Source organism: Marinobacter algicola DG893 (genome assembly GCF_000170835.1).
Taxonomy (GTDB): domain Bacteria; phylum Pseudomonadota; class Gammaproteobacteria; order Pseudomonadales; family Oleiphilaceae; genus Marinobacter; species Marinobacter algicola.
On the sequence record NZ_ABCP01000037.1, the window covers coordinates 1 to 24,750 of the forward strand.

Consider the following 24,750-nt stretch of genomic DNA (forward strand, 5'->3'; position numbering starts at 1 on the left):
TGGGACAAACCCCATGATGACCTCTCCCGCAAACTGGCAAAAGCCATCTCCACCGACAGCCCGGTGCGGGAGAAGCTGCTTGCCGGTGCCTGGACAACGGCTGGCGAAGGCAAGGGGGCCGTTGAGAACCCTATTGCTCAATACAACTACTTGCTGAAGGATCACGACAAAGCCGAACAGCTTTATCGCAAAGTCACCAAGGCGTATGCCAAGGGGCAGTTGCCGATGGACGCGCTGCATCCGGAAGAACGCTTCGAAGCCGCACTGGAAGCGGATATCTTCACCAAGGAAGAGGCCGAGTTCATGCGTGAGTACGAAGCTGTGGTCCTGGAAATGCTGACCGTCGACGACTTTCCGTTCGACGAGTTCGCCCGCAACAAGGACACACTGATCGACCACAACCCGGCCTGATAGAAGGCAACGGGATTTGGATTGAGGGATGCCGGATGGCAACATCCGGCAGGCACCAAACCAAGAGGTAAGTTGGGAATGTGGCTATCAATCCTGGCCGTAAGCGCCGGAGCCGTTATCGGCGCAAACCTGAGATGGGCCCTGGGCCTTTGGCTCAACAGCAGCTACCACGCCATTCCCTACGGCACCCTCGTAGCCAACCTCTCCGGCGGCTGGCTCATCGGCCTGTTTATTGGTTATTTCGTACATGGCACCTCGTTGGCGCCGGAGTGGCGCCTGTTTGCCATTACTGGTCTTTGCGGCGCCCTGACCACCTTCTCCACCTTCTCGCTGGAAATGCTTTCCGCCATCCAGGAAGGCAAATGGAGCATGGCCCTGGCTGGAATTCTCGCCCATGTTGTTGGCTCTATCCTCATGACAGCACTGGGAATTTACACCTTCGGACTGGTTCGGGGATGATGGGTAACACTACGTACGCAATAAATTAAAAATACGCTTGGCAATCCTAAAAACAAAGAGTAGAGTTATTTGCGAAGGAAAGATTCAGTAAAGCTTTCATGAATAAGACGTACCTCCGCAGTTAGTAGTGACCGTCCTGTTTTTGATTCCGCGAATTCTTTTTTCGTAAACGCTGATCAGGCATCACAACGATAGCCTGACGGCAAGATAAAATGATTGATTTCAGGAAGTTTAAGTATGTCTACTACTACCGGCACTGTTAAGTTCTTCAACGAAGCAAAAGGCTTTGGCTTTATCACTCGTGAAGGCGGCCCGGACGTATTCGTTCACTACAGCGCAATTCAGGGCAGCGGCTTCAAGACCCTGGCAGAAGGCCAGCAGGTTGAGTTCACCGTTACCCAGGGCCAGAAAGGTCCTCAGGCGGAAAACGTTACTGCTATCTAACGGATAGTAGGGCACCGCCAGAAAGGCAGCCTCGGCTGCCTTTTTTTGTGAGTGGATTTTGTGATTCCCACCCGAATATGACATCTTTTATTCCCTGCCGTCGGGCGATCGCCCAACCTTAGTTTGCTCAGGGCCTGCTATGCTGAACACCCTCAAAGTTGTCTGGATCCTGTTTTGGGCTGCACTGCTCACGCTGATCCTGTTCCTGCCCATTGTTATCGCCGCACTTGCCGGTCGCAGTGGGAACGCCGCCTTTCACGGCACCCAGGTATACGCCTGGTGCATGCTCAGACTCACCGGAATCCGCCTGAAAGTCAGCGGACGCGAGTACATCGATCCGGCTCAGCGCTACGTTATCCTCAGTAATCACGCGTCCTATTTTGATCCGCCGGCGCTGGTGTTGGCATTGGGCCTGCAATACCGCTGGGTGATCAAGAAAGAGCTGCGTAAGGTGCCCCTATTCGGTCTTGCGCTGGAGACGTCCCGTAACCTTTTCATTGACCGGTCAAAAGGCAGTGATGCGCTGGAGAGCATCAAGCGGGGCGTCGCCCAGTTGCCCGAGGGCACTGGCATCCTGATGTTTCCGGAAGGCACCCGATCCTGGGATGGCAAGCTGCTGCCCTTCAAGAAAGGCGGGTTTGTCATTGCCCGCGACGGCGAGCTGCCCATTCTACCGGTGACGATCCGGGGCTCCCATGACCGACTCCCCAAGGGAACGGCGGTGTTTTCGCCAGGTCTGATCGAGATCATCGTTCATCCGCCGGTGACCACCGCCGGACGTGAGGAGAGGGAAGTCCGGGAGGAAGTGAGGGGCACCATAGAAGGTGCCCTCTGAGGGGTAATGATCAGTCGCTAAAAACGTCTTCGTAGAGCCTCAGAGTGCCCTCCCACGAACGTTTCGCGGCTTGCTCGTCATAGGCGATGGGCATATTGAATTCCTCGGCGACCTTATCCGCTCCCGGGTTGGTGAACGAGTGCATGACGCCGGGAAAGCTGACCAGAGTCAGATCCGCTCCGGCATCCTGCATTTCTTTCACCAGGCTGGACACCTGATCCGATGGCACCATCTTGTCCGCACCGCCGGTGTAGACGTGAATCCGGGGCTGAACCTTGCCGGCTTCGGCTTTGATGGGGCTGCCCAGCGCGCCGTGATAGCTGACGACGGCGTCCAGATCCACACCCAGGCGCGCCATGTTCAGTACCACGGCACCGCCAAAGCAATAACCCTGGGCGGCAATCTTGCTGCCGTCGACACTGTCGTGCTGTGCGAGTAGCTCCTTGGCAGCCATGAAGCGGGCCTTGACCTGATCAATATCTTTGGTCGCCTCCTTCATAAAGGCCTGCGCGTCTTCGGGATGTTCGGCGAGCTTGCCGGAGCCATACATATCCAGCGCAAACGCCGTGTAGCCGGCGGCTGCCAGCTTTTCCGCCTGCTCACGGGCAAACTCATTGTGCCCCCACCATTCGTGAACCACCAGAACACCGGGGCGCTTGCCTTCGGCTTCATCGTCGTACGCCATGTAACCGGTAAACGTTTTGCCGTTTACGGTGTATTCCACGGTTTCTGTCTGCATGTCGGCTGTCACCTGTCCGCTTGCCAGGGTAAGGGCTACTGCGAGTGAGAGCGGCGCTGCCGCCAGGGCGTGCCTGTGTCTGTTCATGGGTTCCTGCTCCGTTTGGGTCGATTGCGTGCATTGCTCCGGGTTTTACGCCGAGGCCCATTAAACCGATGCATTCAATTGCTACTGCCGGTGTCATACCTTTTTACTACACTTTACGGGATGAAACATCGTTTACCCGACGGATTCAAGGGGTCAGGCATGAAGATAGGCGTACCGAAGGAGATCAAGAATCACGAGTACCGGGTGGGAATGACACCGGCGGCGGTCCATGAGCTGTGTGGCCACGGCCACAATGTTTGCGTTGAGACGAATGCGGGTGCTGCCATTGGCTTCACGGACGACGATTATATGAGGGCCGGGGCTGAGATTCTCGACAGCGGAACCGCTGTGTTTGAGGCGGCCGACATGATCGTCAAGGTCAAGGAGCCCCAGGCGGAAGAACGAGCCTTGCTGAAGTCCGACCAGACCCTCTTTACCTACCTGCACCTTGCGCCGGACCAGGCCCAGACCGATGACCTCGTGGCCTCAGGGGCAACCTGTATTGCCTATGAAACGGTCACTGACAACCACGGGCGACTGCCGCTACTGGCCCCTATGTCGGAAGTGGCGGGGCGGATGTCGATTCAGGCTGGTGCCCACTGCCTGGAAAAATCCCTCGGCGGTCGAGGTGTGCTGCTGGGCGGTGTGCCGGGTGTGAGCCCTGCGAGGGTAACCGTGATTGGCGGTGGTGTGGTGGGTCAGAACGCAGTGGCCATGGCCATTGGCCTGGGAGCCCATGTAACGGTCCTCGACCGCAATATGGACGTATTGAGAAATCTCGACCATCTCTATGGCAACCGCATCAGCACGCTGTTCTCAACCGCCGCGACGCTGGAGGAAGCGGTGATCGAGTCGGACCTGGTCATTGGCGGTGTGCTGATTCCCGGAGCGTCCGCACCCAAACTGGTGACCCGTGATATGGTCAGCCGCATGCCCGAAGGCAGTGTTATCGTAGATGTGGCTATTGATCAGGGCGGTTGTACTGAAACTTCGAAACCCACCACGCACGATGCGCCTACCTACGTTGTGGACGGGGTGGTGCACTACTGTGTTGCCAATATGCCGGGCGCGGTGGCAAGAACCTCCACTCTGGCGCTGAATAATGTAACACTGCCGTTTATCGTCGCACTGGCCAACAAGGGACCGGAAAGAGCGATGAAGGACGACCCCCATCTGCGCAACGGCCTCAACGTGTTCCAGGGCAAGGTCACTTTCCGCGAGGTGGCGGAATCCACCGGCTATGAGTTTGCAGATCCTGAAGATCTGCTCTGACATTAACATCATTCAAACAAGGAGATTCCATGAAACTGATCGGTTCCACCACGTCCCCCTATGTTCGCCGTATCAGGCTGCTGTTGGCCGATAGTGACTATGAATTCGTGAACCTCGACATCTATGGTCAGGGCAGGGATGAGCTCCGGCGCAACAACCCGGCGCTGAAGATTCCCATGCTGATCGACGACAATCAGGAGGTGTACGATTCCCGGGTAATTGCCCGCTACCTCAGCGAAAAGCAGGGCATGGTGCCGTTGACCTGGGACCAGGAAAACCAGCTGACGCTGATTGACGCTGCCAACGATTCTGCGGTGATCTTGCTGCTGTCGGCCCGCTCCGGCATCGATACCAACGAAGACCTGATGTTTTTCAACCTCCAGCGTGAACGCATCATGATGACGTTCAGAACCCTGGCGGCCATGGTGGACGACGGTCAGTTTTCTCAGTGGAGCTACCCGGCCATTTGCCTCTACTGTCTGGTGGATTGGATCGATTTCCGGGATCTGGTGGATTTTACCGGTGTTGAGAGTCTGCTTGGTTTCAGGGACCAGCATCGTGATCAGCCGCTTGTCGCTGCTACTGACCCGAGAAAAGCGTAAGGTTTTGTCCGGAAGTGATTGGCAATAAAAGACAAGATGGCTTTAACACTTGCGTTTCTAGTCTATAGTTGAAGGTAGCGTGGCCTGATCTTTTCAGGCCCGTGAGGCGTATCCATTCAACCAATAATAAAATTACCTCAAGGGGGTAAAGCCATGCTCCTGAATCACGCATTTGGTCTGTTCACCCATCCCGATGCCGAGTGGGCCGAGATCCGCAAGGAACACGCACCTCCCCGGCGGCTCTATGTTGCCTATGTGCTGTTGCTTGGCGCGATAGCGCCGATCTGTGCCTACATTTCCACGGCTCACATCGGTTGGACGGTGAGCGGTGAGCGCGTCATAAAGCTCACGGAAGTCAGTGCGATACAGCTAAGCGTTCTGACCTATCTGGCCATGCTGGTGGGGGTGTTTGCCCTGGGGTTCGCCATCAACTGGATGGCTCGGACATATGGCGCCCATGAAGAAGCCGTTCCTTCCAATGGCATTGCGTTGGCGTCTTATTCCTGTACGCCGCTGTTCCTCGCCGGTTTTGCGTTGCTCTATCCGGTGCCCTGGTTCAATGCCCTGGTCTTCCTGGCGGCGGCCTGTTATGGCGCCTGGCTGATGTACGATGGCCTGCCGATTGTCATGGGCATTCCCAAGGACCAGGCGGTGATGTACGCCGGTGCCTTGCTGACGGTGGCGCTGGTCATTCTGGTGTCAACCCGTGTGGGGTCCGTCATCCTCTGGAACTATGGCCTGGGGCCGGTCTTCGTCGAAGGGTAGCGGTTTTGCCCGGCCTGTCGTGATTTGCTATTCAGGATGTCGCCATCCGTCATCCTGTCGTTACACTTTGGCGCTACCTTTTACCTGACCACTAAACCAGGGCAGGGAAAGGTATGAAACGATTGAGCCGCAGGGACTTCCTGAAAGCATCCGCCATGGGCATGGGCGCTGTTGCCGTATCCACAGGACTGGCCGGATGCATACTCGACAGCAGCGACAAACGCGATATCCGCTTCTCCCAGGGCGTTGCCAGTGGCGACCCCCTGCAGGATGGCGTAATCCTCTGGACTCGTGCCGTGCCGGACGACGATTCCGGTCGGGACGTGGACATCGCCTGGGAAGTCTCTACTGACGCTGACTTCCGCGGCATGACTCATTCCGGCCGCTCGCGCGCTGCGGCTCAGCACGATTACACCTTCAAGGTGGATGTCCGGGGCCTGATGCCAGGTCAGCGCTATTACTATCGTTTCCGCACCGCCAGAAGCACTTCCCCGACCGGTATGACGCAGACCCTTCCTGAGGGCACGGTGAGCCAGGTGAGGTTCGCCGTGGTGTCCTGCTCCAACTACCCCGCTGGCTACTTCAACGTGTATCGGGAAATCGCGGGCCTGGACAACCTGGATGCCGTGCTGCATCTGGGGGACTATCTCTATGAGTACGACAGCGACCCGGATAGTTATGGTGCTGCGCAGGCAGACGCCATGGGCCGTACGTTCCCCGCATCGAATAACCGTGAGCTCATCACCCTGGAAGATTACCGCCACCGCTACGCCATCTACCGGGGCGATGATCACTTGAGGGAGTTGCACCGCAAGGTGCCGTTCATCACTGTCTGGGATGACCACGAAGTGGCCAACGACACCTGGAGGAACGGTGCTGAGAACCACAACGCCGACGAGGGTGATTTCAGTGACCGTAAACTCGATGCACTGCGTGCCTACTTTGAATGGATGCCGATCCGGCCGGTCACGGACGGAGACCAGGAGACCATCTCCCGCAGTTTCCGCTTTGGCGACCTGGTGGATTTGCACATGCTGGATACGAGGATCATCGGCCGCGACGAGCAACTGGCCTACACTGACTACCTGACCCAGGATGGCATTGACGCAGCCCGGTTTGCTGCAGATATAGGCGACCCGAACCGCACCATGCTGGGAGCGGAGCAGCGGCTTTGGCTTGAGAACGCCTTGGCAACTTCGACCGCCACCTGGCAGGTACTAGGGCAGCAGGTGTTGATGGGGCGGATGACGCTGCCTGCGGAGCTGCTGGCCGGCATCATCAACCCTGACCCATCTGTGTTGCTGCCCCTGTTCGCGGAGCTGGCCAACCTCAAGGGCCGCTACCTGGCTGGAGATCCCTCGTTAACCGACGAGGAAATCGCCCGAATCGAAACCGTACTGCCCTACAATCTGGATGCCTGGGACGGCTACTACGTGGAACGGGAAGTGATTCTGGAAACGGCGAGGCAACTACAAAAGAACCTCGTGGTACTGGCCGGAGATACCCACAATGCCTGGGCAAGCAACCTGAAAACCGGCAATGGTGACCAGGTGGGTGTCGAGTTCGCCACGCCGGGGGTTTCTTCCCCCGGTCTTGAAGACTATCTCCAGTTGCCGGAAGCGACCATACCCGATGCCGAGGCGGCTATAAAGCTCCTGGTGGACGATCTTGACTACCTGAACGTGAACCAGCGGGGCTATATGCTGGTGACATTTACCCCTGATGAGGCAAGGGCGGACTGGCGCTTCGTCAGCACCGTCAAAGACCGTAACTACGAGATTATCGGTGATCGAAATGCTGCCCGGCAGACCTTGCCGGGGCCGGGCAACCGTTCATTGGTAACGCCCGGTTGACGGGATCTGTAAACCCGCTGCCGAACGATTCAGGCGGCGGGTTCGAATTGCCGTTGCAGCCATAGCCTGATGTCGTCGGATTCGTACAGCCACTGATCCTTGCCGTCATCCTGTCGAATTCGCAGGCAGGGCACCTTGACGTGACCGCCGCCGGCTTCCAGCTCTGAGCGGCGGCCGCTGTCATGCTGCGCATCACGGGTTTCAATGTTGAGGCCCAGGCGCGCGATTTCCTTGCGGACCTTGATGCAGAAGGGGCAGGCCGTGAACTGGTAAAGCGCGAGGTCTTCGCAGGCACTGTCCACCTTTGCCTGTGCGTCAGGCGTGCGTGTGATGCTCTTGGGCGTGCTCAACTTCTCGCTGATCAGCATGACGGGGGTCAGGATCAGCCGAAGGGTACGGAAAAAATAGCGGATGATGATTCTCATGGACTCGATACAGCTCCAGTCGATGGGGTGGATTTCGTTGCAGACCAAACCGGATAGGGAATGCCTGATAGTCTGTTCATACAATAAGCGTGTGCCAGAAGCAGGCAAACACCAGCCATCAGGACGGGCAATTGTGCCGGATCAGGCATCAGGCCGAGTGAAACGATGAGCGCAGTGGCTCCGGCCGGCGGATGCACGACACGGAATAGTACCATCAGGCAGCCGGTTAATCCGAGGGATAAAGCCGAAGCGCCGACCCTTGGCAGATCGACGCCGTGTAAAAATGCGGAGGCCTGATCCTGAAGCCCAAAAATATGAAGGCTGAACAGTCCCATCAATGCACCGATGAGATGGCCGCAAAAGGTATTACGCGGAGAAGCCGGTTCCGCGAGCGGAACGTGGAACAGTATAAACGCCGTCGCGCCCAGCGACGGGAATATGAAAGCTTCCTGTGTGACCAGTGCGATAAACGAAACAAGCGCGATACTCAGCGTGCCGTTGATCAGGCTAAACCCCGCCATCACAGTCCGGCGACTGTATCGGTTCGTCAGCTGTTCAAGATGAAACACCTTTAGCAGACCACTGGCCAGCTGCCAGCGCAGTCGTTCGTTTCTGCGTCCCATTGTTCTGCCGTTAACCTGAGTTGTTTGCACTAAAAAGGTGCGTGATAGTAAGCCCTGATCCTGAACAAGGCAAATCGCTATTTCCGATAACCGTGAGCGACTGGCAAAGGTTTGCGGATGTTTCTGTGCAGAAGGGCGTAAGGTATTGCCTGGGGCGTTGTATTGCTGTCGCCGGGCGTTTCTGACAGTCTTTTGTTAATGACAGAAACAAGGCCGGGCCAACCGGACATTCAGGAGAGCACAGTAATGACAGAAGACAAACGCCGCCGTTATTCCGCGCCCGTGGTCGATGGCCTGGGCAAGTCGGCAAGCCGCGCCATGTTGCGGGCCGTGGGGTTTACCGATGAAGATTTCCGCAAACCCCAGATCGGTATTGCCTCGACCTGGAGCAACCTGACGCCCTGCAATATGCACATCAACCAACTGGCGGAGGAATCGGCCGCGGGTGCCGACGAGGCCGGGGGCAAGAGCCTGACGTTCAATACCATCACCGTTTCCGACGGCATCGCCAACGGCACGGAGGGTATGAAGTACTCCCTGGTGTCGCGGGAAGTCATTGCCGACTCCATTGAAACCGTGGCTGGTTGTGAAGGTTTTGATGGCCTGGTTGCCATTGGCGGCTGCGACAAGAACATGCCCGGCTGCATGATGGGCCTGGCGCGCCTGAACCGGCCGTCGGTATTTGTCTATGGCGGCACCATCATGCCCGGCGAGAATCACACCGACATCATCTCAGTATTTGAGGCGGTGGGTGCCCATGCCCGGGGTGACCTGGACCTGATTGAGGTCAAACAGATCGAGGAAACCGCGATTCCGGGGCCAGGCTCCTGCGGCGGCATGTACACCGCCAACACTATGGCCTCGGCGATTGAAGCCATGGGCATGAGCCTGCCGGGCAGTTCCGCCCAGAACGCTGTTTCCGAGACCAAGGCGGCCGACTGCAGGGCGGCGGGCGCGGCCGTCCTCAACCTGCTGGAGAAAGATCTCAAGCCATCGGACATCATGACCCGGGAGGCGTTCGAGAATGCTATCACCGTGGTAATTGCCCTGGGTGGCTCCACCAACGCGGTGCTGCACCTGATTGCCATGGCCAGCACCGTTGGCGTTGACTTGACGCTGGACGACTTCGTGGAAATCGGCAAACGGGTTCCCGTATTGGCAGATCTGCGCCCCAGCGGTCACTACATGATGTCGGAACTGGTGGCGATCGGCGGCATTCAGCCGTTGATGAAGATGCTGCTCGACCGTGGCATGCTCCATGGCAACTGCATGACCGTCACCGGGCAGACACTGGCGGACAACCTGAAAGACGTGGCTCCGTACCCGGCAAGCCAGGACATCATTCATGCCTTTGATGACCCCATCAAGGCGGATAGCCATCTGCGTATCCTTTACGGCAACCTGGCGCCTACTGGTGCGGTGGCCAAGATCACTGGTAAGGAGGGTACCCATTTCACCGGCCGTGCACGGGTGTTCCAGTCCGAGGAAGAGGCCCAGGAGCGGATCATGGACGGCACCGTTGTGGCCGGAGACGTGTTGGTGATCCGGTTTGAAGGCCCCAAAGGTGGGCCGGGCATGCGGGAGATGCTAACGCCGACTTCTGCCATCATGGGTAAAGGGCTGGGCAGCGATGTGGCGCTGATTACCGACGGGCGTTTTTCCGGTGGCAGCCACGGTTTCGTGGTTGGTCATATTACGCCGGAGGCCGCAGAAGGTGGGCCGATTGCGCTGGTGGAAACTGGCGACACCATCACCATTGATGCAGTGGCCAATCGCATTGAGCTGGATGTTTCGGAGCAGGAAATGGAGCGCCGCCGACAGGCATGGACCGCACCGGCTCCCCGATTTACCCGCGGGGTGCTGGCCAAATACGCGCGCACCGTGAGTTCCGCTTCGGAAGGCGCAGTGACAGACAAGCCGTGAGTGTGTCAGGGGCAGGCCGGTTCAGGCCTGCCCCAGAAAAAGCCCTGCCCATGGAGGTCCGGGAACTGCTGTAACCAGTGCACCACGGCCTCATCTTCAACACCTTCAACCACCACGTCCAGGTCCAGTGCTTCACCCAGTTCCAGGGTCGCGCGGAAGACCCGCTGGCGAGCCGGATGGTCGAGGATGCCTTTCAGGAAACTACGATCTATCTTGAGCTCATCCAGTTCAAAGCTTGCCAACGTGCCCAATGATGAATGGCCAGTCCCGAAATCGTCCATGGCAATTCGGAATCCTTTTCGGTGCAGGGAGTGAATCATACGGCGAGAAGCCTCCGGATCGGTCATCATCGCGGTTTCCGTAATCTCCAGTATCAGGTCTTTCGCCTCCAGTTTGTGACGGGTGATGATGTCGGTTATGTCCTGCTCGAATCCGGCATGGGTCAGGTCCGTGGCGGAAATGTTGACGGCAACGGCCAGCTCGTTGCCGTAGCGGGCAGTCAGGTGGCGGTATTCGCTGCAGGCCCGTTCAATGACCCAAAGCGTCACTGGGTAAATAACCCCTGCCTCTTCAGCCTGGGGAATCCACCGGTCTGGTGATACATACCCGAACTCTGGGTGGTGCCAGCGAATCAGGGCTTCCACCGAGCGAACTTTGGCGTCTCGAATGCGCACCTTGGGCTGGTATTCCAGCCACATACTGTTGCTGGCGAGGCTGTTTTCCACCTCCAGCATTAACCGCTGTTGTTGGTTTTGCCGCTCGGTTATGGCCGGGGCATACACAGATAGTCCCCGGTTGTTGTTTGCTGGTGCGCCCCCTGCGGAAGAGAGCAGGCTGGCGGCTCCGGTGGTCAGGATGACCGAGCCTGCGGCAGCGCCAAGGAAGAACGCGGACTCTGCAAAGCTGGTGCTTGGCGCCCAACCCTTTGTATGTAAGAAAGAAATCACGGTCCCGATCAGTATGGCGAGGATGGCAAGCCCATAATAGCGTGCATGGACATGCTGACGAACCAGGCTCAGAACCACCAGCAGGATAAACCCGCCACCAGCGAGGGCCAGGGCGAGGAAAGATGCTTCGCCAACGCCCGGTATGCTCATCGGCGTTGCCAGTAGATGAAGGAATGCCAGCAGACTGATGACGTGAATGATTCGCCGGGAACGATGGCCCAGCGGCAGGAAGTGTGGCGTGAATTCACACAGTGCGATCAGGCACAGGGGCAGACTGATGTGCAGCAGTGCGTTGTACTGCGGCTGGTCGGGCCAGATAAACCAAAGGCCAAACTGTTCCAGAACCAATTGGCAGTGCAGGACACCGGCCATGAACACGCTGAGCCACGCAAGGCCGGGCCGCCGTAGCATAAACACAACCGCCAGGTTGAACAGCAGTGCAAAGGCCAGAATGCCGCCGATAAATACCTGCCGAACCAATGCCATCAGGTCCTGAGGCAGACCCGTTTCCAGGCCCGCTAACCAGCGGACGCTGCCCAGTGCCTGAGGAGTCTGTGACGCAAGCAGCCATCCGTAAGCAATGGCAAAGAGCAACACGATCAGGGGTAGCCAGTGATAGAAACCATTGGCCGAATCAAAGGGCAGGGGCGTACTGGCGATCTCTTGCGTCGTTTGGGGCCCGGTTGAATCCATTCGCTTGATTATCCTGCTCGTTTCCCGGAGGGTTTGTTACACTGTGGTTACTTTGTGAAATATTAGGTAACAATATGATTTTAATGTAATTTTACGCGATTTTATACGGTTTTGCATTTCATGTTTTAAACGCTTGAATGAATTCTGCTGCCGATTCCGTTAGCGCTTTTACCCTGGCCACCCCGGAGCCAGCGGGCAATTTGGCTGGTATAGTGGGAAGCTGACACCGTAATGACACATAACAAGGTTTGACCAATGATCCGAACGGCCATTGTCCTGGCACTGACAGTCCTGTGTTCGCTCAACGTTTCCCGGGCGATGGCGATCGAGAGGTCCGAGCTGCAACTGGCGTCTGTTAATGCAGCCGTGGCCTATGCCGACGATGAGGGACTGGTGTACGGCAAGAATGCGGATCGGCGGGTGCCCATCGCTTCCATCACCAAATTGATGACCGCGCTGGTAGTGATGGAGTCCGGCGAGCCCCTGACCGAATGGCTGGATTTCCGGGAACGCCATATTCCCGCACCGGCGAATGCCTATACCCGCATTCGTGTGAGCTCCGAGCTCAGACGCTCTGATGTACTGCGTATTGCGCTGATGTCGTCGGAAAATTTTGCGGCCCATACCCTGGCAAGACACCATCCTGGTGGGTACGACGCCTTTATTGAAGCGATGAATGCCAAGGCCGTTGAGCTGGGAATGCTGAAAACAACCTTCGTGGATCCCACCGGTTTGTCGGTTGACAATCGCTCCACCGCGGCGGATCTGGTTCGCCTGGTCAGGGCAGCCAGCCAATACCCGCAGATACGGGAGTATTCCACCACACGCTATTTCACCGCCCAGTTCCGTCAACCCAGATACCGGCTGGCGTTCGGGAATACCAATGTCCTGGTTCATCGTGAAAGCTGGGGCGTGGGGATCAGTAAAACGGGCTATCTGTCCGAAGCCGGTCGTTGCCTGGTGATGCTGTTTGAACTGGATGGCAAGCCGCTGGTAACGGTGCTGCTTGACTCCCTGGGTACCCGTTCACCGATGGGGGATGCGGGCAGGATCAAGCGATGGCTGACCACCGGCGCCGGTGGCAGTGTTGCTGCGGCCGCGCGTGCGTATGAGCGGAAAAAGAACGCAGCCTACGCCGCTTCGGATGGCGCATCCGTGAGTGTGAACTGACCTCTGGCGAATCGGGAGCGCAGCGTATGATTGAGATATTCACCACCGGCGGCACCATCGACAAGGTGTATTTCGATGCCAACAGCGAGTTTGAGATTGGCGATAGCCTGATTGCCGAGCTGTTGGCGGAGTCCAACATCCATGACGGCTATGCCCTGAACGGGTTGCTACGCAAGGACAGCCTGGAAATCACGGACGGCGACCGGGAGATCATCAGAACCGCCGTCAGCCAGTGTAACGCCGAGCGCATACTGATCACCCACGGTACCGATACCATGCCGGAAACCGCCAGAGCGCTGCTGTCGGTGAAAGGGAAAACCATTGTGTTGTTTGGCGCCATGCAGCCGGCACGGATGCGCCGGAGCGACGCGGTGTTCAATATCGGCTACGCATGGGCCGCAGTCCAGCTACTACCTCATGGCGTGTATATTGCCATGAACGGCGAGGTGTTCGAGGCTGGTTCCGTACGTAAGAACCTGAAGGCCCAACGTTTCGAACGCACCTGATCAGCCCACGCTGGTCACTTCCTCAGCGGTCAGTTCGCGGTAATCTCCCGGCGCCAGTGAGTCGTCTAGTATGAGGGGGCCGACGCGCCATCGGTGTAACCCCGTCACATGGTTGCCCACCGCCGCCAGCATTCGTTTGACTTGGTGGTAGCGCCCTTCCGACAACGTCAGATCAATTTCCCCGGCATTGAGTAAATGGACATCGGCAGGTCTGGTTGGCCGCGACTCACCGTGCAGTAATACACCCTGTTGCAGTTGCGTGATGGCGAAGTCATCAATGGGTTCGGCGAGTGTCACGCGGTAGGTTTTATGGCATTTCAGCCGGGGCGATGTGATGCGGTGTGACCATTGGCCGTCGGTGGTCAGCAGCAGGAGCCCGGTGGTGTCGGCGTCCAGCCGCCCGGCGATGTGCAGCCCGTGACGGACGTCTGCGGGCAGCAGGTCCAGCGCCGTGGGCTGCTGGCTGTCGGTGGTGGCACTGATGACTCCAGCAGGCTTGTACAGCATCAGGTACCGCTCTTCTGGCAGTGACAGCGGCTGGTCGTCGAGGGAAACTCGGGTGTCTTTGGCCACCGGGGAAGCTGGTTTGCGACAGGTCTCCCCATCCACCCGGACTCGGCCTGCACTGATGGCTTTTTTCGCATCGCGGCGCGACAGGGTGGTCGCGTTGGCAACGAAATAATCCAGGCGCATGCTCAGGTACACCCCTCTCCCGGCGGTGGCAGTGTCAGGCTGGCAAGGCACAGTACCTCGGCAGAGCCCGTCATTCGCGACCAGAGCACGCCTAGGAGTTCCCCGCCAATTGCAGGACGTTCCAGTCGTGAACTGGGCTTTGGTTCAAGACGGTCTCCATCGTATTTGGCGAGTATGAAGGTGAAGGGATGCGCCCCGGGAATACCGAGGCGGATATCGGTGGCCGTGAGCTGATCGCCCTCCCTGTCGTAATGCAGGAAACCACGGGTAAACCAGGCCAGCCGCTGGCCTTCGGGTAATGACGTGGCAGCGTTTGCAAGGTCAGGTTCACGGGGGAAGTGTTCCACCGTAACGGGGCCCTTGCCATCCAGGAATCCGGTCACGATTTCCACCCGTTTTTCCTCACCCACAACGGTCACTCGCCACAGTACGGTATTGAAAGGCATCGGCTGAACCAGCCGTGGGGCATCTTCCAGGCCTTCTTCTGCCAGCGTGGGGCCAACCCGTTCCTGGATGATCTGTTGCGCTGTTGCACTCCAGCCCAGATAAAGCGTTGAAAGAAGCAGGCCGGCCATGATGGCGCTGGTTTGTGGACCGCGGATCAGGAACGCCATGATGCCGACCAGTAGCGGCAGGGTATAAAGCGGGTCGATAATGAAAATGCTGCTGATGGCCACCGGTGGGCCGATGGGCCAGAACAACTGGGTTCCGTAGGTGGTAAAGGCATCGAGCAGAGGGTGGGTCATAAGCACAAGCGCAGTGAGCGCAAACCAGCGCCGGTATCCGAGATGGGGGCGCCACCGATGGAATGCAAAGGCCAGTAATACGGACAGCGGCAACAGAACGAACAGCGAGTGGCTGAATCCGCGGTGCTGGGTGAAGTTGGCGACAGCGGTGCCGTAATCAATGATGACGTCCAGATCAGGAAGGGTGCCGAGAACGGCACCGACCAGCAGGGCTGAACGGCCCAGGGTTTTTCCGGCAACGGCACCGGCCAGCGAGGCGCCCAGTGCCGCCTGGGTGATCGAATCCATCGGGATGATACCTTGTCAGTGGAGTCCGGCAGGTATTATGCGCGGAATCGGTTTTCGGATCACGCCCAAGATGGCCGGCAGATGGCGGTCAGGTATCACTCCCAGAGGCTTCAGACGTCAGCTTCACTTCCAAAGCATCGAGGACCGTGTCGCCGGGATAGCCGTCGGCAACGAGGCCATTCTTTGACTGGTAGCCGCGAATGGCAGAGCGCGTGTTGGGGCCAAGGATACCGTCCGGTTTCCCGGTATCAAATCCCTGTTCGTTCAGTGCTTTTTGAAGGGTAAGGATATTGTCCCGTGACAACGCTGGCATGTCCTCCGGGGGCGGGTTCTGCAACTTACCGGCACCGGCGATGCGGTCCGCCAGATGTCCAACCGCGATAGCGTAGAATTCAGAGCGGTTCCAGCCCATGATCACATTAAAATTCTTGTAGGCCAGAAACGCAGGCCCTCTGTGTCCTGCAGGAACCACCAGCGCGGCTTCAATGGGCTCGTTCGCCAAGTTGTTGCCGAAGGCATCGGTTACGCCCAGGGCGCGCCATTTTTCCAGAGGTAGCCTGCGGCCGTCCGCCAGGCTGTAATCGAACCCCTGGGGCAGAAGAACCTCTCGCCCCCAGCGGTAGTCGCCGTCCCAACCGAGATCCTGCAGGAAGTGGCCAGCTGACATCATTGCGTCCGGCAAGCTGTTCCACAGGTCGCGTTTACCATCGCCGTCGCCGTCCACCGCATGGCGCAGGAAGACCGTTGGCATGAACTGCACATGCCCCATGGCACCGGCCCAGGAGCCCTCCATCTGCTCGGCGGGTATCGCGCCCTCGTCGATGATTCTCAGGGCTGCAATCAACTGTTCAGTAAAGAACTGACTGCGCCGTTCGTCACACGCCAGGGTGGCAAGAGAACTGGGCACCGACATCTTGCCAAAATAGGCGCCGAAGTTGGTTTCCAGGCCCCAGAAAGCCACAAGGTAGGGGGCGGGCACGCCGGTTTTCCGGGTGACACGGTCAAGCAGTTCCTCGTGTTGGTCCAGCAGCTCCCGCCCGCGGCTTACCCGGTCGGAGTTTACCCGGCGATTGAGATAGTCCGCGAAGGTGGTGGTGAATTCGGGCTGGCGGCGGTCGAGTTCTATCACGCGCTCAAGATATTCAGCGCCGGCCAGCACTTCACCCGCCGTTTGTGATGACACACCGGCCTCAATGGCCTGACTTTCCAGGTGTTCGATGCACTGGGGGAAACGCTTGGCCAGTTCGGCGTCGGCGGCTGCGGGCGCGCTGCTCAGGACAAACAATCCGGTAAGTGAAAGGTGTCGAAGTGTCCGTTGGCCTTTTGATGTCCCTGTGAATATGCTCGGCACGCTAAACCTCGGTCTGGGGTGGATGTTCCTGGCTCATGGTAGCCTGTTTTTGTGGCCCTGAAACACCGTTGTTGCCGGATTCCGGTGACAATTCTTTAACCTGGCGTTTCATACCGCCCCGGATGTGTCGTCTTTTTGTAGTCCCGCTATTCCCCATCATCGGCTTGTTCTATAGTTTGCAGGACGATACGACAACTTTCTGAAAGACAAAAGGTCCGAATCATGGCAACGCTGAAGGCGCTGGTGGTGGATGACGCCAGCTTTGTGAGGGATCTGGTCAAGCGAACGGTGCGTCAGCGTTTTCCAGTGATTGACACCACGGATGCCCAGAACGGTCGCCGGGCGCAATCACTGATGTCGCGCACAACGTTTGATCTCATTCTCTGTGACTGGGAAATGCCGGAGATGTCGGGTCTGGAGCTGTTGCAGTGGATGCGCCAACAGCCACAGTATGAAAAAACGCCCTTTATCATGATCACCAGCCGTGGTGACAAGGATCATGTGGTCGAAGCCGTTAAGGGGGGCGTCTCTGAGTACCTGGGGAAACCCTTCAGCCCCGAGGGCCTGAGCAATAAGATCATCAAGGTAATGGGGCGTCGCCTCAAGGACGCCATGGACCGCGGCGGAAAGTCCATGGGCGGGCCTGCGGAGGCATTTCGCGAGTCTGCCAGCCTGCTGACCCAGAAACGGGAGGCTGCGTCTCCGGCGCCAGCCCGTGCCGGCAAGTCGTCCACGCCTTCTGCCTCAGGCGTGACGGGCAGGCCGCCAATGAGCGTGGCGTCGGTGCGTTTTTCAGACAGCACTCTGCGCTCTGTCATCAAGGACATCACTCTGACGGAAGTGCGTGTGATCGCCAAGCGGGACCAGCAGTTTCCGGGCATCCTTGATCAGGCTGTGGTCGATATCGAGGTGGCCGAAGGGCAGGTGGCACGGCTCAATGGTTACGTTCACCAGTTGCAGGCGGTGGACAAACGCCAGGACACGGATTTCGTGGGTGTGACCATCCGATTTGTGGACGAAGACCCGAAAAAGCTGGAAGACCTGTCCCGCTTTATCGCCCGCTTCCGCAGCGGCGGTTAGCCCCGAAAGGCATCCCGGTCAGGACGCGGTTTCAGGAAGCCTTTCCGCCAACCGTTCCCGGGGAAAGTGGCAGGTGAATTCGCTGCCGTCGCCAATCCGGCTTCGTATTTCCAGATTGCCGTCGTGGTTGAGCAATACGTGCTTGACGATCGCCAGCCCCAGGCCGGTGCCACCGGTTTCCTTGTGCCGGCTGGGGTCGGCGCGATAGAAACGCTCGGTAAGTCGTGGGATATGAACCGGGTCGATACCAATACCGGTATCTTTCACCGACAGATGCCCGCCGTCGCGGTCCGTTTTCCAGATAATGGTGATGAGTCCGCCGGCGGGTGTGTACTTCACTGCGTTGAAAATCAAATTTGAGAAGGCGCTGCGCAGTTGGCTTTCGTCGCCCCTCAGCAGGTGGCGATCGCCAATGCTGACGTTGAATTCATGGCCCTGATCGCCGCTGAGGGCCTTGGCGTCGTGGCAGATCTGCTGGATCATGGCCTGTAAATCCGTGACCGCGTCGTTGATGGTCTGTTCGCCGGTTTCAATTCTGGACAGCAATATCAGGTCGGTAATCAGCGCTTCCATACGCGAGGACTGCTGCGCCATGGTGTTGATGGCGCGCCGCCACTTGGGCGGCAGGTCGTCGGCGTTGTCCACCAGGGTTTCCAGATAGCCGCTGATTACCGTCAGGGGTGTTCTCATTTCGTGCGAAACGTTGCCAACGAAGTCCTGTCGCATCTGTTCAAGCTGGTACAGGCGGGTCACGTCCTTGGCCACAATCAGGCGGTCGTCGTCGCCAAACAGGCTGATCTGGATTTGCAGGTGAATGTGCGGTTTTGCGGGTGAGTTCAGTTCCAATGGTTCCCGGTAGTCACGGGAGTCGAAGTAGGCCTTGAACGCGGGGTTGCGGATCAGGTTGTGAATAAACTGCCCGCGGTCCGAACTGCGACGAAAGCCCAGCAGGTGCTCCGCTGAGCCGTTCCACCACTCCATGGCGCCCCGCGAGTCGGTCATGATCACACCATCCCGCATGGCATTGGTGGACTCCTGAACCCGATTGATCTGGGCGCGAAGTTTGTCCTGGGTGCGCAGGTGGTTCTGGTGAAGTCTGTGGAGGCCGTCGAAAATGTCGCCCCAGAGACCAACACTCTGAGGGGCTTCGTCACCGCCACTGGGATTGCCGAGCCATTGGTACAGACGTTTGGCCTGAGCGAGAGTCCACCACAGGTAAGCCAGCAGCCCTGCCGTCAGCCCATAGAGAGGCTGGCCAAAGAAAAGCCCGACAGCCGTGCAGGCTATCAGGAGCGTGATAATCCATCGCAGGTACTTTGACCAGTTGTGTTGCATTACGGCTGCCCCTGAATCAGTTCCGGGCCCTTTTCGGGGTAAAGGGCGCCGGTTGTGGTTATGCTGCTCTGGTAGAGAACCGGTAGCCGGTGCCACGCACTGTCTGGATCAGGTGATCATATTGGTCGCCAAGGGCTTTGCGCAAACGGCGTATATGGACGTCGACGGTTCGCTCTTCAACATAGACGTTACCACCCCACACCTGGTCAAGCAGTTGGGAGCGAGTATAAACCCGTTCCTGGTGTGTCATGAAGAACTGCAGTAACCGATATTCCGTGGGGCCGATGTTCAGTGCGCCGGTTTCCGTGGTGACCCGGTGGCCGACCGGGTCCAGAGTCAGGCCATCCACTTCGATCGGGGTTTCCACACCGGGCGGCGTGGTGCGGCGCAATACGGCTTTCAGCCTGGCCACCAGCTCCCTCGGCGAGAAGGGCTTGGTGATGTAGTCGTCCGCACCCACTTCCAGGCCCTGGATCTTGTTGTCCTCCTCGACCTTGGCCGTCAGCATGATGATGGGAATCTCAGCCGTGGCCTCTTCTTTTTTCAGGCGCCTGGCCAGTTCCACGCCGCTGGTGCCTGGCAGCATCCAGTCAAGGAGTATCAAGTCGGGCTGTTTATCAACTATCAGGGCATGCGCTTCGCGGGCATCCGCTGCCTCAAGGTAGTCGTAGTCGGCCATTTCGAGGGCCACGGCGATCATCTCGCGGATGGGTGCCTCGTCATCGACGATCAGGACAGTTTTTCCAGTCATGAGCATTAACCTGTGTCATACCGATTATTGTTGCTGCCTCATTACAACCGGATAGTGTTACAAGTATATGACAGTCGCAGGCTGTGACCAGGAATGATCAACTAACTGATGATCCGGTCAACCAACAGACCGGTAAAAACGGCGAAGCCCGCCCAGTTATTGTTGAGAAAGGCCTTGAAGCACCCGTCGCGCTCGCGGAAGCGGGCCAGGTGCTGCTGGAAGACAAACAGGCACGCCATGGCAACGAGCCCAAGATAGTAGAAAACGCCGAGTTCAGCCTGCTGGCCCACGAGTATGAGGATCAGCACCACCAGAGACTGCAGGATTGCTATAACTGCCCGGTCGGCGTCTCCGAACAGGATGGCCGTGGATTTGATGCCAATCCGGATGTCGTCATCACGATCCACCATGGCGTACAGGGTGTCGTAGGCAACGGTCCAGAGCACGTTGGCGGTAAACAGCAGCCATGCCAGTTTTGTAACCTCACCGGCCTCGGCGGCCCAGGCCATGGGAATGGCCCAGGAAAAGGCGGCCCCAAGAAACAGTTGCGGCAGATGGGTGTAACGCTTCATGAACGGGTAGATGAACGCCAGTACTGCACCCCCGAACGACAGATAGAGAGTCAGCGTGTTGGTGAACAGAATCACCATCAGGAAAGCCGTCACGCAGAGGCCTGCGAACAGGGCAATAGCTTCCCAGGCTTCGATGCGACCGGAGGTCAGTGGGCGGTCTTTGGTGCGTTTGACGTGTCGATCTACCTTGCGATCGGCAAAATCATTGATGGCGCAACCAGCAGCTCGCATCATGAATACGCCGAGGGTAAAGACGATAAAGTTGCCAACGCTGGGGAAACCGTCTGCGGCCAGCCAAAGTGCCCAGTAGGTTGGCCATAGCAGGAGCAGGCTGCCGATGGGGCGATCGACTCGCAGCAGTCGGGCGTAGTCTGCAAGGCGGGCCTGGATGTGATCTGGCACGGCATTGGGCAGCATAGGTCTGGTCCGTCCGGGATGATGTTCCTGAAGCTGAGCGGGGATTATAGCCAGCGGTGGGGTTCGGTTAAAAGAGCCGCAGCGTCAGGGGCAGAGCGTGGGCAGGAAATACTCCCCGACAAGGAGGGTATGATGACCGCTGAAAAAACGGGAGCGGCGGGCCGCCATAGGCTGATGGCGATTAACCCGATGACAAAGACCGGTTTCGAACGGCCCCCGCTGCCACTGAGGGTTACTGAACAGATAGGCGCCGAGGGGACGGCGTCCAAGATTGCGCAGGCGGCGACCACGCCCTGACAGGGTTGCCAGCGGGATAATGGTGCGGGCAAGCACCCATGGGGTATTGTCACCGTTCAGGCAGACCTCGCGGATCCACGCATTCTGGCGTACCGGAATGCCGAGGGTATGAGCTTCCTCCACGGTGGGGCGGGCAAAACCCTCCTGGAGGATATCCACGTGAAAGTGCTCACGGCATCGCAGTTGAAGCGCCCGGGTCAGCGAGCCTTCCAGCGTCAGCCAGTGGCTGAGCGGCCCATGGATGGTCGGGTTTTTCAACGCGGCGGCCGAAAAAGAGCGGTACCAGTCCGTAGCGGGGGTGGCGATGGCGTTGTCGTCCTCAAGCACGCTGGGTGCGTACCGGTCAAAGTCCTTTGACGGCATAAATTCCCGGGGCGTTGCGCCAATAACCTTTGTAGTCCATGCCGTAGCCAAACAGGAAACGGTCCTCAACCTCCAGGCCGGTAAAATCTGCCTTCAGGTTTGGCTTTGCCTTGCGATCGTGTTGTTTGTCGACCAATACGGCCGTCAGAACCTCGCTGGCGCCATGGGCGAGGCAGTAATCTGCAATGGCACAGAGCGTCGTGCCTTCGTCGAGAATGTCATCAACGATCAGCACCGTACGGCCATTCATATTGGCTTCCGGTTGCAGTTTCCATTCCAGGATGCCGCCGGTGGTTTCCTGGCGATAGCGGGTGGCGTGAAGGTATTCCGCTTGCACGGGAAATGTCAGTCTTGGCAGTAGGTGGCCGGTGAGGATAAGGCCGCCATTCATCACGCAGAACAACAGCGGATTGGTGTCCTTGAGGCGCCCGGTGATCTCGTCTGCAAGAGACTGGATGGCAGCCTGTACCTGCTGTTCACTTACCAGGCAGTCGGCCTCGGCCATTACCTGATTCAGTTCGGCGACGGTGTCGGTCATAGCACTGGGGTCCTATCGTAAAACGGCCGATTATACCGGAGGAGGCACGCTGAAGGGAGGGGCGTTTCCCGGTTCGCCGGGTGGAAATTCGGTGATTGGCAGAAAACCCGTTGAATAGCCGTCGGCGACGGCATTGGTCAATGCCTCGGCGGTGGGTATGATGGTTTCCCAATGTGAATGATGCCAACTCGGTGCATGAAAGACTTGCGCGCATAATTGTCTGACAATTATCATCGCGCCTCAATGCGTTTCGGAGGAATGACATGAAGAAGTGGCAGTGCGTTGTCTGTGGATTTATTTACGATGAAGCGGAAGGCTGGCCGGAAGACGGTATTGAGCCTGGAACCGCCTGGGAAGATGTCCCGGAAGATTGGGAGTGCCCGGACTGCGGCGTGGGTAAGGAAGACTTCGAGATGATTGAGATCGGCTGACACGCCGCTACCGCTGAACTGGTTTGGAGAGCAGTAATGAACGCAGACGCCCCTATCGTGATTGTGGGTACCGGATTGTCGGGCTATTCGCTGGCGAAGGAAATCCGTAAGCAGGACAAGGACACACCGATCGTCATGGTGACGGCGGACGATGGTTACAGTTACTCCAAGCCTATGCTTTCCACCGGTTTTACCAAGGGTAAAGAGGCCGACGAACTGGCGCAGGCGTCGTCGGATACGATGGTGGAGCAATTGAACCTTCAGCTGCGTACTCACACCACTGTGACCGGCATTGATCCGGACGCCCACGAACTGGTGCTGGGGGATGAACGGCTACCGTACGGCAAACTGGTGTTGGCCTGGGGTGCGGATGTGATTCGCCTGTCCATTGCCGGTGACGGCCACGAGCGTGTCTTTTCCATCAACGACCTGATGGACTACCGAGCCTTTCGCAAAGCCCTGAAGGGCAAGAAGCGGGTAGCCATCATGGGCGCGGGCCTGATCGGTTGTGAGTTTGCCAACGACCTTCGCAACGGCGATGTCGACGTGGATGTGATTGCTCCCTCTGATGCCCTGATGCCGGGGCTGCTGCCACCGGCCGCTGCGGACGCGGTTCGTGATGGGCTGGAGGGATTGGGTGTCCGTTTTCATCTGGAAACCGTCGTGGAACATATTGCCAATAACGGGGATGGCGTTCGTCTGACCTTGTCCAATGGCGAGGAACTGGACTCTGACCTGGTGATTTCCGCGGTCGGGCTGCGTCCACGCACGGAGCTGGCCGCTGCGGCGAGCCTGGAAACCCGGCGTGGCATCGTGGTCAACCGCGCCCTGGAGACTTCAATGCCAGATGTTTATGCACTGGGCGACTGCGCTGAAGTGGACGGTCACGTATTGCTGTACGTGCTGCCGCTGATGGCGTGCTCCCGTGCGTTGGCAAAAACGCTGGTAAGCGAGCGCACTGAAGTGAAGTACGGCACCATGCCGGTCATGGTCAAGACCCCCTGTTGTCCAACGGCGGTGTGTCCGCCACCGGCGAATGCATCGGGCACCTGGGAAGTGGATGCGGACGGCCAGGATGTTCGTGCCCTGTTCAGGAGTGAGTCTGGCGAGGTTCTGGGCTTTGCGGTAACCGGTGCTTATGCGATGGAGAAGCAGGCCCTGTCGAAGGAAGTGCCGCCGATTCATGGCTGAGGGCGATATCAGGATTGCGAAAACCCTCGGCTTGCGGTAGAAACTCATTCGTGAGCTAACGATATTGACAGGAGCTGGCATGCTTGAAGTGACCAGAAAACTGGTGGATCTGCTGGATCTTTCCCCCATCGGTGACGACCATTTCCAGGGGGACAGTGAAGATCTCGGCTTTCCCAATGTGTTTGGTGGCCAGGTTCTGGGGCAGGCGCTGATGGCGGCCAGTCGCACGGTGGAAGGTCGCCTGCCACACTCGCTGCATGCCTACTTCCTGCGCCCTGGAAATCACAGCATGCCCATTGACTACGAGGTCCAGCGGGTTCGGGACGGTGGCAGTTTCTCCGTTCGGCGTGTGATTGCACGTCAGGGTGGCAAGGAGATTCTGACCGGCTCCATGTCGTTCCAGGTGGCCGAGGAAGGCTTCGAACATCAACTCGACATGCCCTCGGCACCGGATCCGGAAGACCTTAAATCCGAGCAGGAGTACGGCGAACTGCTGGCGCCTCATGTCCCTGAGCATCTCCGCGACACCCTGACCCGGGATCGTCCTATCGAAATCCGGCCTGTGGACCCGGTGAATCCATTGAAACCGGAACCGCGCCCGCCCTACAAACAAAGCTGGTTACGTACTCAGGGCCACCTGCCGAACGATCCGGTGCTGCACCGCTGCCTGCTGACATACGCGTCCGACTTTTCCTTTCTGGGGACGTCACTGAATCCCCACGGCGTGTCGTTTATGAACAAGAACATGCAGATCGCAAGCCTGGATCATTCCATCTGGTTTCATCGCGAGTTCCGTATGGACGAGTGGTTGCTCTACGACAAGGATAGCCCCAGCGCCACCGGAGGACGCGGCTTCAATCGCGGTAATTTCTTTGACCGCCAGGGCCGGCTGGTGGCCTCGACCACCCAGGAAGCACTCATCCGTCAGCGGGGTTAGGTCAGC

27 protein-coding genes are annotated in these 24,750 nt (G+C 58.2%); 15 read left to right on the forward strand and 12 right to left on the reverse strand.

Going from position 1 to position 24,750, the window contains the following annotated elements; all coding sequences use genetic code 11:
• From MDG893_RS16540 to MDG893_RS16555, 4 genes are all read left to right on the forward strand, one after another.
• A partial coding sequence (locus tag MDG893_RS16540) for an acyl-CoA dehydrogenase domain-containing protein (RefSeq protein ID WP_007154965.1) occupies positions 1-411 on the forward strand: 411 nt, incomplete at its 5' end.
• Between the two features lie 78 nt (positions 412-489).
• Positions 490-870, forward strand: coding sequence for a fluoride efflux transporter CrcB (crcB, locus tag MDG893_RS16545; protein ID WP_007154966.1), 381 nt, complete (start codon positions 490-492; stop codon positions 868-870).
• Between the two features lie 237 nt (positions 871-1,107).
• Positions 1,108-1,314, forward strand: coding sequence for a cold-shock protein (locus MDG893_RS16550; protein WP_007154967.1), 207 nt, complete (start codon positions 1,108-1,110; stop codon positions 1,312-1,314).
• A 139-nt stretch (positions 1,315-1,453) separates the two neighbouring features.
• Entirely contained in the window at positions 1,454-2,149 is a 696-nt protein-coding gene (locus MDG893_RS16555) for a lysophospholipid acyltransferase family protein (protein ID WP_007154968.1), read from the forward strand.
• A 10-nt stretch (positions 2,150-2,159) separates the two neighbouring features.
• Here MDG893_RS16555 and MDG893_RS16560 read toward each other — a convergent pair whose 3' ends face one another.
• Positions 2,160-2,975, reverse strand: coding sequence for a dienelactone hydrolase family protein (locus MDG893_RS16560; protein WP_007154969.1), 816 nt, complete (start codon positions 2,973-2,975; stop codon positions 2,160-2,162).
• 159 nt (positions 2,976-3,134) lie between these two features.
• Here MDG893_RS16560 and ald point away from each other — a divergent pair, with 159 nt between their 5' ends.
• The 4 genes from ald (at position 3,135) to MDG893_RS16580 (ending at position 7,467) form a co-directional block, all read left to right on the forward strand.
• Positions 3,135-4,247 (forward strand): alanine dehydrogenase, encoded by a 1,113-nt coding sequence (gene ald / locus MDG893_RS16565; protein ID WP_007154970.1) that lies wholly within the window; start codon positions 3,135-3,137, stop codon positions 4,245-4,247.
• Positions 4,248-4,276: 29 nt separating this feature from the next.
• Positions 4,277-4,849, forward strand: a complete 573-nt coding sequence (locus MDG893_RS16570; RefSeq protein WP_007154971.1) for a glutathione S-transferase family protein — start codon at positions 4,277-4,279, stop codon at positions 4,847-4,849.
• A gap of 153 nt (positions 4,850-5,002) precedes the next feature.
• Positions 5,003-5,614, forward strand: coding sequence for a Yip1 family protein (locus tag MDG893_RS16575; RefSeq protein ID WP_007154972.1), 612 nt, complete (start codon positions 5,003-5,005; stop codon positions 5,612-5,614).
• A 113-nt stretch (positions 5,615-5,727) separates the two neighbouring features.
• Positions 5,728-7,467 (forward strand): alkaline phosphatase D family protein, encoded by a 1,740-nt coding sequence (locus MDG893_RS16580; RefSeq protein ID WP_007154973.1) that lies wholly within the window; start codon positions 5,728-5,730, stop codon positions 7,465-7,467.
• A 29-nt stretch (positions 7,468-7,496) separates the two neighbouring features.
• On the opposite strand, the gene MDG893_RS16585 is transcribed toward MDG893_RS16580, so the two are convergent.
• Together MDG893_RS16585 and MDG893_RS16590 are read right to left on the reverse strand one after the other, a co-directional pair.
• Positions 7,497-7,892, reverse strand: coding sequence for a glutaredoxin family protein (locus tag MDG893_RS16585; protein WP_007154974.1), 396 nt, complete (start codon positions 7,890-7,892; stop codon positions 7,497-7,499).
• The gene (locus MDG893_RS16590) at positions 7,889-8,515 is read right to left on the reverse strand and encodes an HPP family protein (RefSeq protein ID WP_007154975.1); all 627 of its coding nucleotides are present in this window, start codon (positions 8,513-8,515) and stop codon (positions 7,889-7,891) included. Before MDG893_RS16590 ends, MDG893_RS16585 begins: the two co-directional genes overlap by 4 nt.
• A gap of 246 nt (positions 8,516-8,761) precedes the next feature.
• On the opposite strand from MDG893_RS16590, the gene ilvD reads away from it, so the two are divergent.
• On the forward strand, positions 8,762-10,438 hold the full coding sequence (gene ilvD / locus MDG893_RS16595; protein WP_007154976.1) for a dihydroxy-acid dehydratase: 1,677 nt from the start codon (positions 8,762-8,764) through the stop codon (positions 10,436-10,438).
• Positions 10,439-10,443: 5 nt separating this feature from the next.
• Here the strand turns inward: ilvD and MDG893_RS16600 are convergent, their stop codons facing one another.
• The gene (locus tag MDG893_RS16600) at positions 10,444-12,078 is read right to left on the reverse strand and encodes an EAL domain-containing protein (protein ID WP_007154977.1); all 1,635 of its coding nucleotides are present in this window, start codon (positions 12,076-12,078) and stop codon (positions 10,444-10,446) included.
• 255 nt (positions 12,079-12,333) lie between these two features.
• Between MDG893_RS16600 and pbpG the strand changes: the two genes are divergently transcribed.
• Entirely contained in the window at positions 12,334-13,248 is a 915-nt protein-coding gene (gene pbpG / locus MDG893_RS16605) for a D-alanyl-D-alanine endopeptidase (RefSeq protein WP_007154978.1), read from the forward strand.
• A gap of 26 nt (positions 13,249-13,274) precedes the next feature.
• On the forward strand, positions 13,275-13,754 hold the full coding sequence (locus MDG893_RS16610; RefSeq protein ID WP_007154979.1) for an asparaginase domain-containing protein: 480 nt from the start codon (positions 13,275-13,277) through the stop codon (positions 13,752-13,754).
• Here the strand turns inward: MDG893_RS16610 and MDG893_RS16615 are convergent, their stop codons facing one another.
• The 3 genes from MDG893_RS16615 to MDG893_RS16625 all read right to left on the reverse strand — a co-directional run bounded on the left by MDG893_RS16615 (position 13,755) and on the right by MDG893_RS16625 (position 16,766).
• A complete protein-coding gene (locus tag MDG893_RS16615) occupies positions 13,755-14,447 on the reverse strand; it encodes a pseudouridine synthase (RefSeq protein ID WP_040474712.1) in 693 nt (230 codons plus the stop codon). It lies immediately after the preceding gene.
• Positions 14,448-14,449: 2 nt separating this feature from the next.
• Positions 14,450-15,481: a metal-dependent hydrolase gene (locus MDG893_RS16620; protein ID WP_007154981.1), complete on the reverse strand. Its 1,032-nt coding sequence runs from the start codon at positions 15,479-15,481 to the stop codon at positions 14,450-14,452.
• Positions 15,482-15,569: 88 nt separating this feature from the next.
• Positions 15,570-16,766 (reverse strand): lytic murein transglycosylase, encoded by a 1,197-nt coding sequence (locus MDG893_RS16625; protein WP_007154982.1) that lies wholly within the window; start codon positions 16,764-16,766, stop codon positions 15,570-15,572.
• A 288-nt stretch (positions 16,767-17,054) separates the two neighbouring features.
• Here MDG893_RS16625 and MDG893_RS16630 point away from each other — a divergent pair, with 288 nt between their 5' ends.
• A complete protein-coding gene (locus MDG893_RS16630) occupies positions 17,055-17,912 on the forward strand; it encodes a response regulator (RefSeq protein ID WP_007154983.1) in 858 nt (285 codons plus the stop codon).
• 18 nt (positions 17,913-17,930) lie between these two features.
• On the opposite strand, the gene phoR is transcribed toward MDG893_RS16630, so the two are convergent.
• From phoR to MDG893_RS16655, 5 genes are all read right to left on the reverse strand, one after another.
• Positions 17,931-19,247, reverse strand: coding sequence for a phosphate regulon sensor histidine kinase PhoR (gene phoR, locus MDG893_RS16635; protein ID WP_007154984.1), 1,317 nt, complete (start codon positions 19,245-19,247; stop codon positions 17,931-17,933).
• Between the two features lie 58 nt (positions 19,248-19,305).
• Positions 19,306-19,998 carry a phosphate regulon transcriptional regulator PhoB gene (gene phoB / locus MDG893_RS16640; RefSeq protein ID WP_007154985.1) on the reverse strand — a complete coding sequence of 231 codons (693 nt, stop codon included), beginning with the start codon at positions 19,996-19,998 and terminating at the stop codon, positions 19,306-19,308.
• 101 nt (positions 19,999-20,099) lie between these two features.
• Positions 20,100-20,987 carry a 4-hydroxybenzoate octaprenyltransferase gene (ubiA, locus tag MDG893_RS16645; protein WP_007154986.1) on the reverse strand — a complete coding sequence of 296 codons (888 nt, stop codon included), beginning with the start codon at positions 20,985-20,987 and terminating at the stop codon, positions 20,100-20,102.
• Between the two features lie 84 nt (positions 20,988-21,071).
• Entirely contained in the window at positions 21,072-21,647 is a 576-nt protein-coding gene (locus tag MDG893_RS16650) for a chorismate--pyruvate lyase family protein (protein WP_007154987.1), read from the reverse strand.
• A complete protein-coding gene (locus tag MDG893_RS16655) occupies positions 21,628-22,185 on the reverse strand; it encodes a hypoxanthine-guanine phosphoribosyltransferase (protein WP_007154988.1) in 558 nt (185 codons plus the stop codon). The genes MDG893_RS16650 and MDG893_RS16655 overlap by 20 nt, the downstream gene beginning before the upstream one ends.
• Positions 22,186-22,448: 263 nt before the next feature.
• On the opposite strand from MDG893_RS16655, the gene MDG893_RS16660 reads away from it, so the two are divergent.
• From MDG893_RS16660 to tesB, 3 genes are all read left to right on the forward strand, one after another.
• The gene (locus tag MDG893_RS16660; protein WP_007154989.1) at positions 22,449-22,616 is read left to right on the forward strand and encodes a rubredoxin; all 168 of its coding nucleotides are present in this window, start codon (positions 22,449-22,451) and stop codon (positions 22,614-22,616) included.
• Between the two features lie 36 nt (positions 22,617-22,652).
• On the forward strand, positions 22,653-23,807 hold the full coding sequence (locus MDG893_RS16665; RefSeq protein WP_007154990.1) for an NAD(P)/FAD-dependent oxidoreductase: 1,155 nt from the start codon (positions 22,653-22,655) through the stop codon (positions 23,805-23,807).
• Positions 23,808-23,886: 79 nt separating this feature from the next.
• Complete coding sequence (tesB, locus tag MDG893_RS16670; RefSeq protein ID WP_007154991.1) at positions 23,887-24,744, forward strand: acyl-CoA thioesterase II; 858 nt, start codon at positions 23,887-23,889, stop codon at positions 24,742-24,744.
• Positions 24,745-24,750 lie beyond the last annotated feature (6 nt).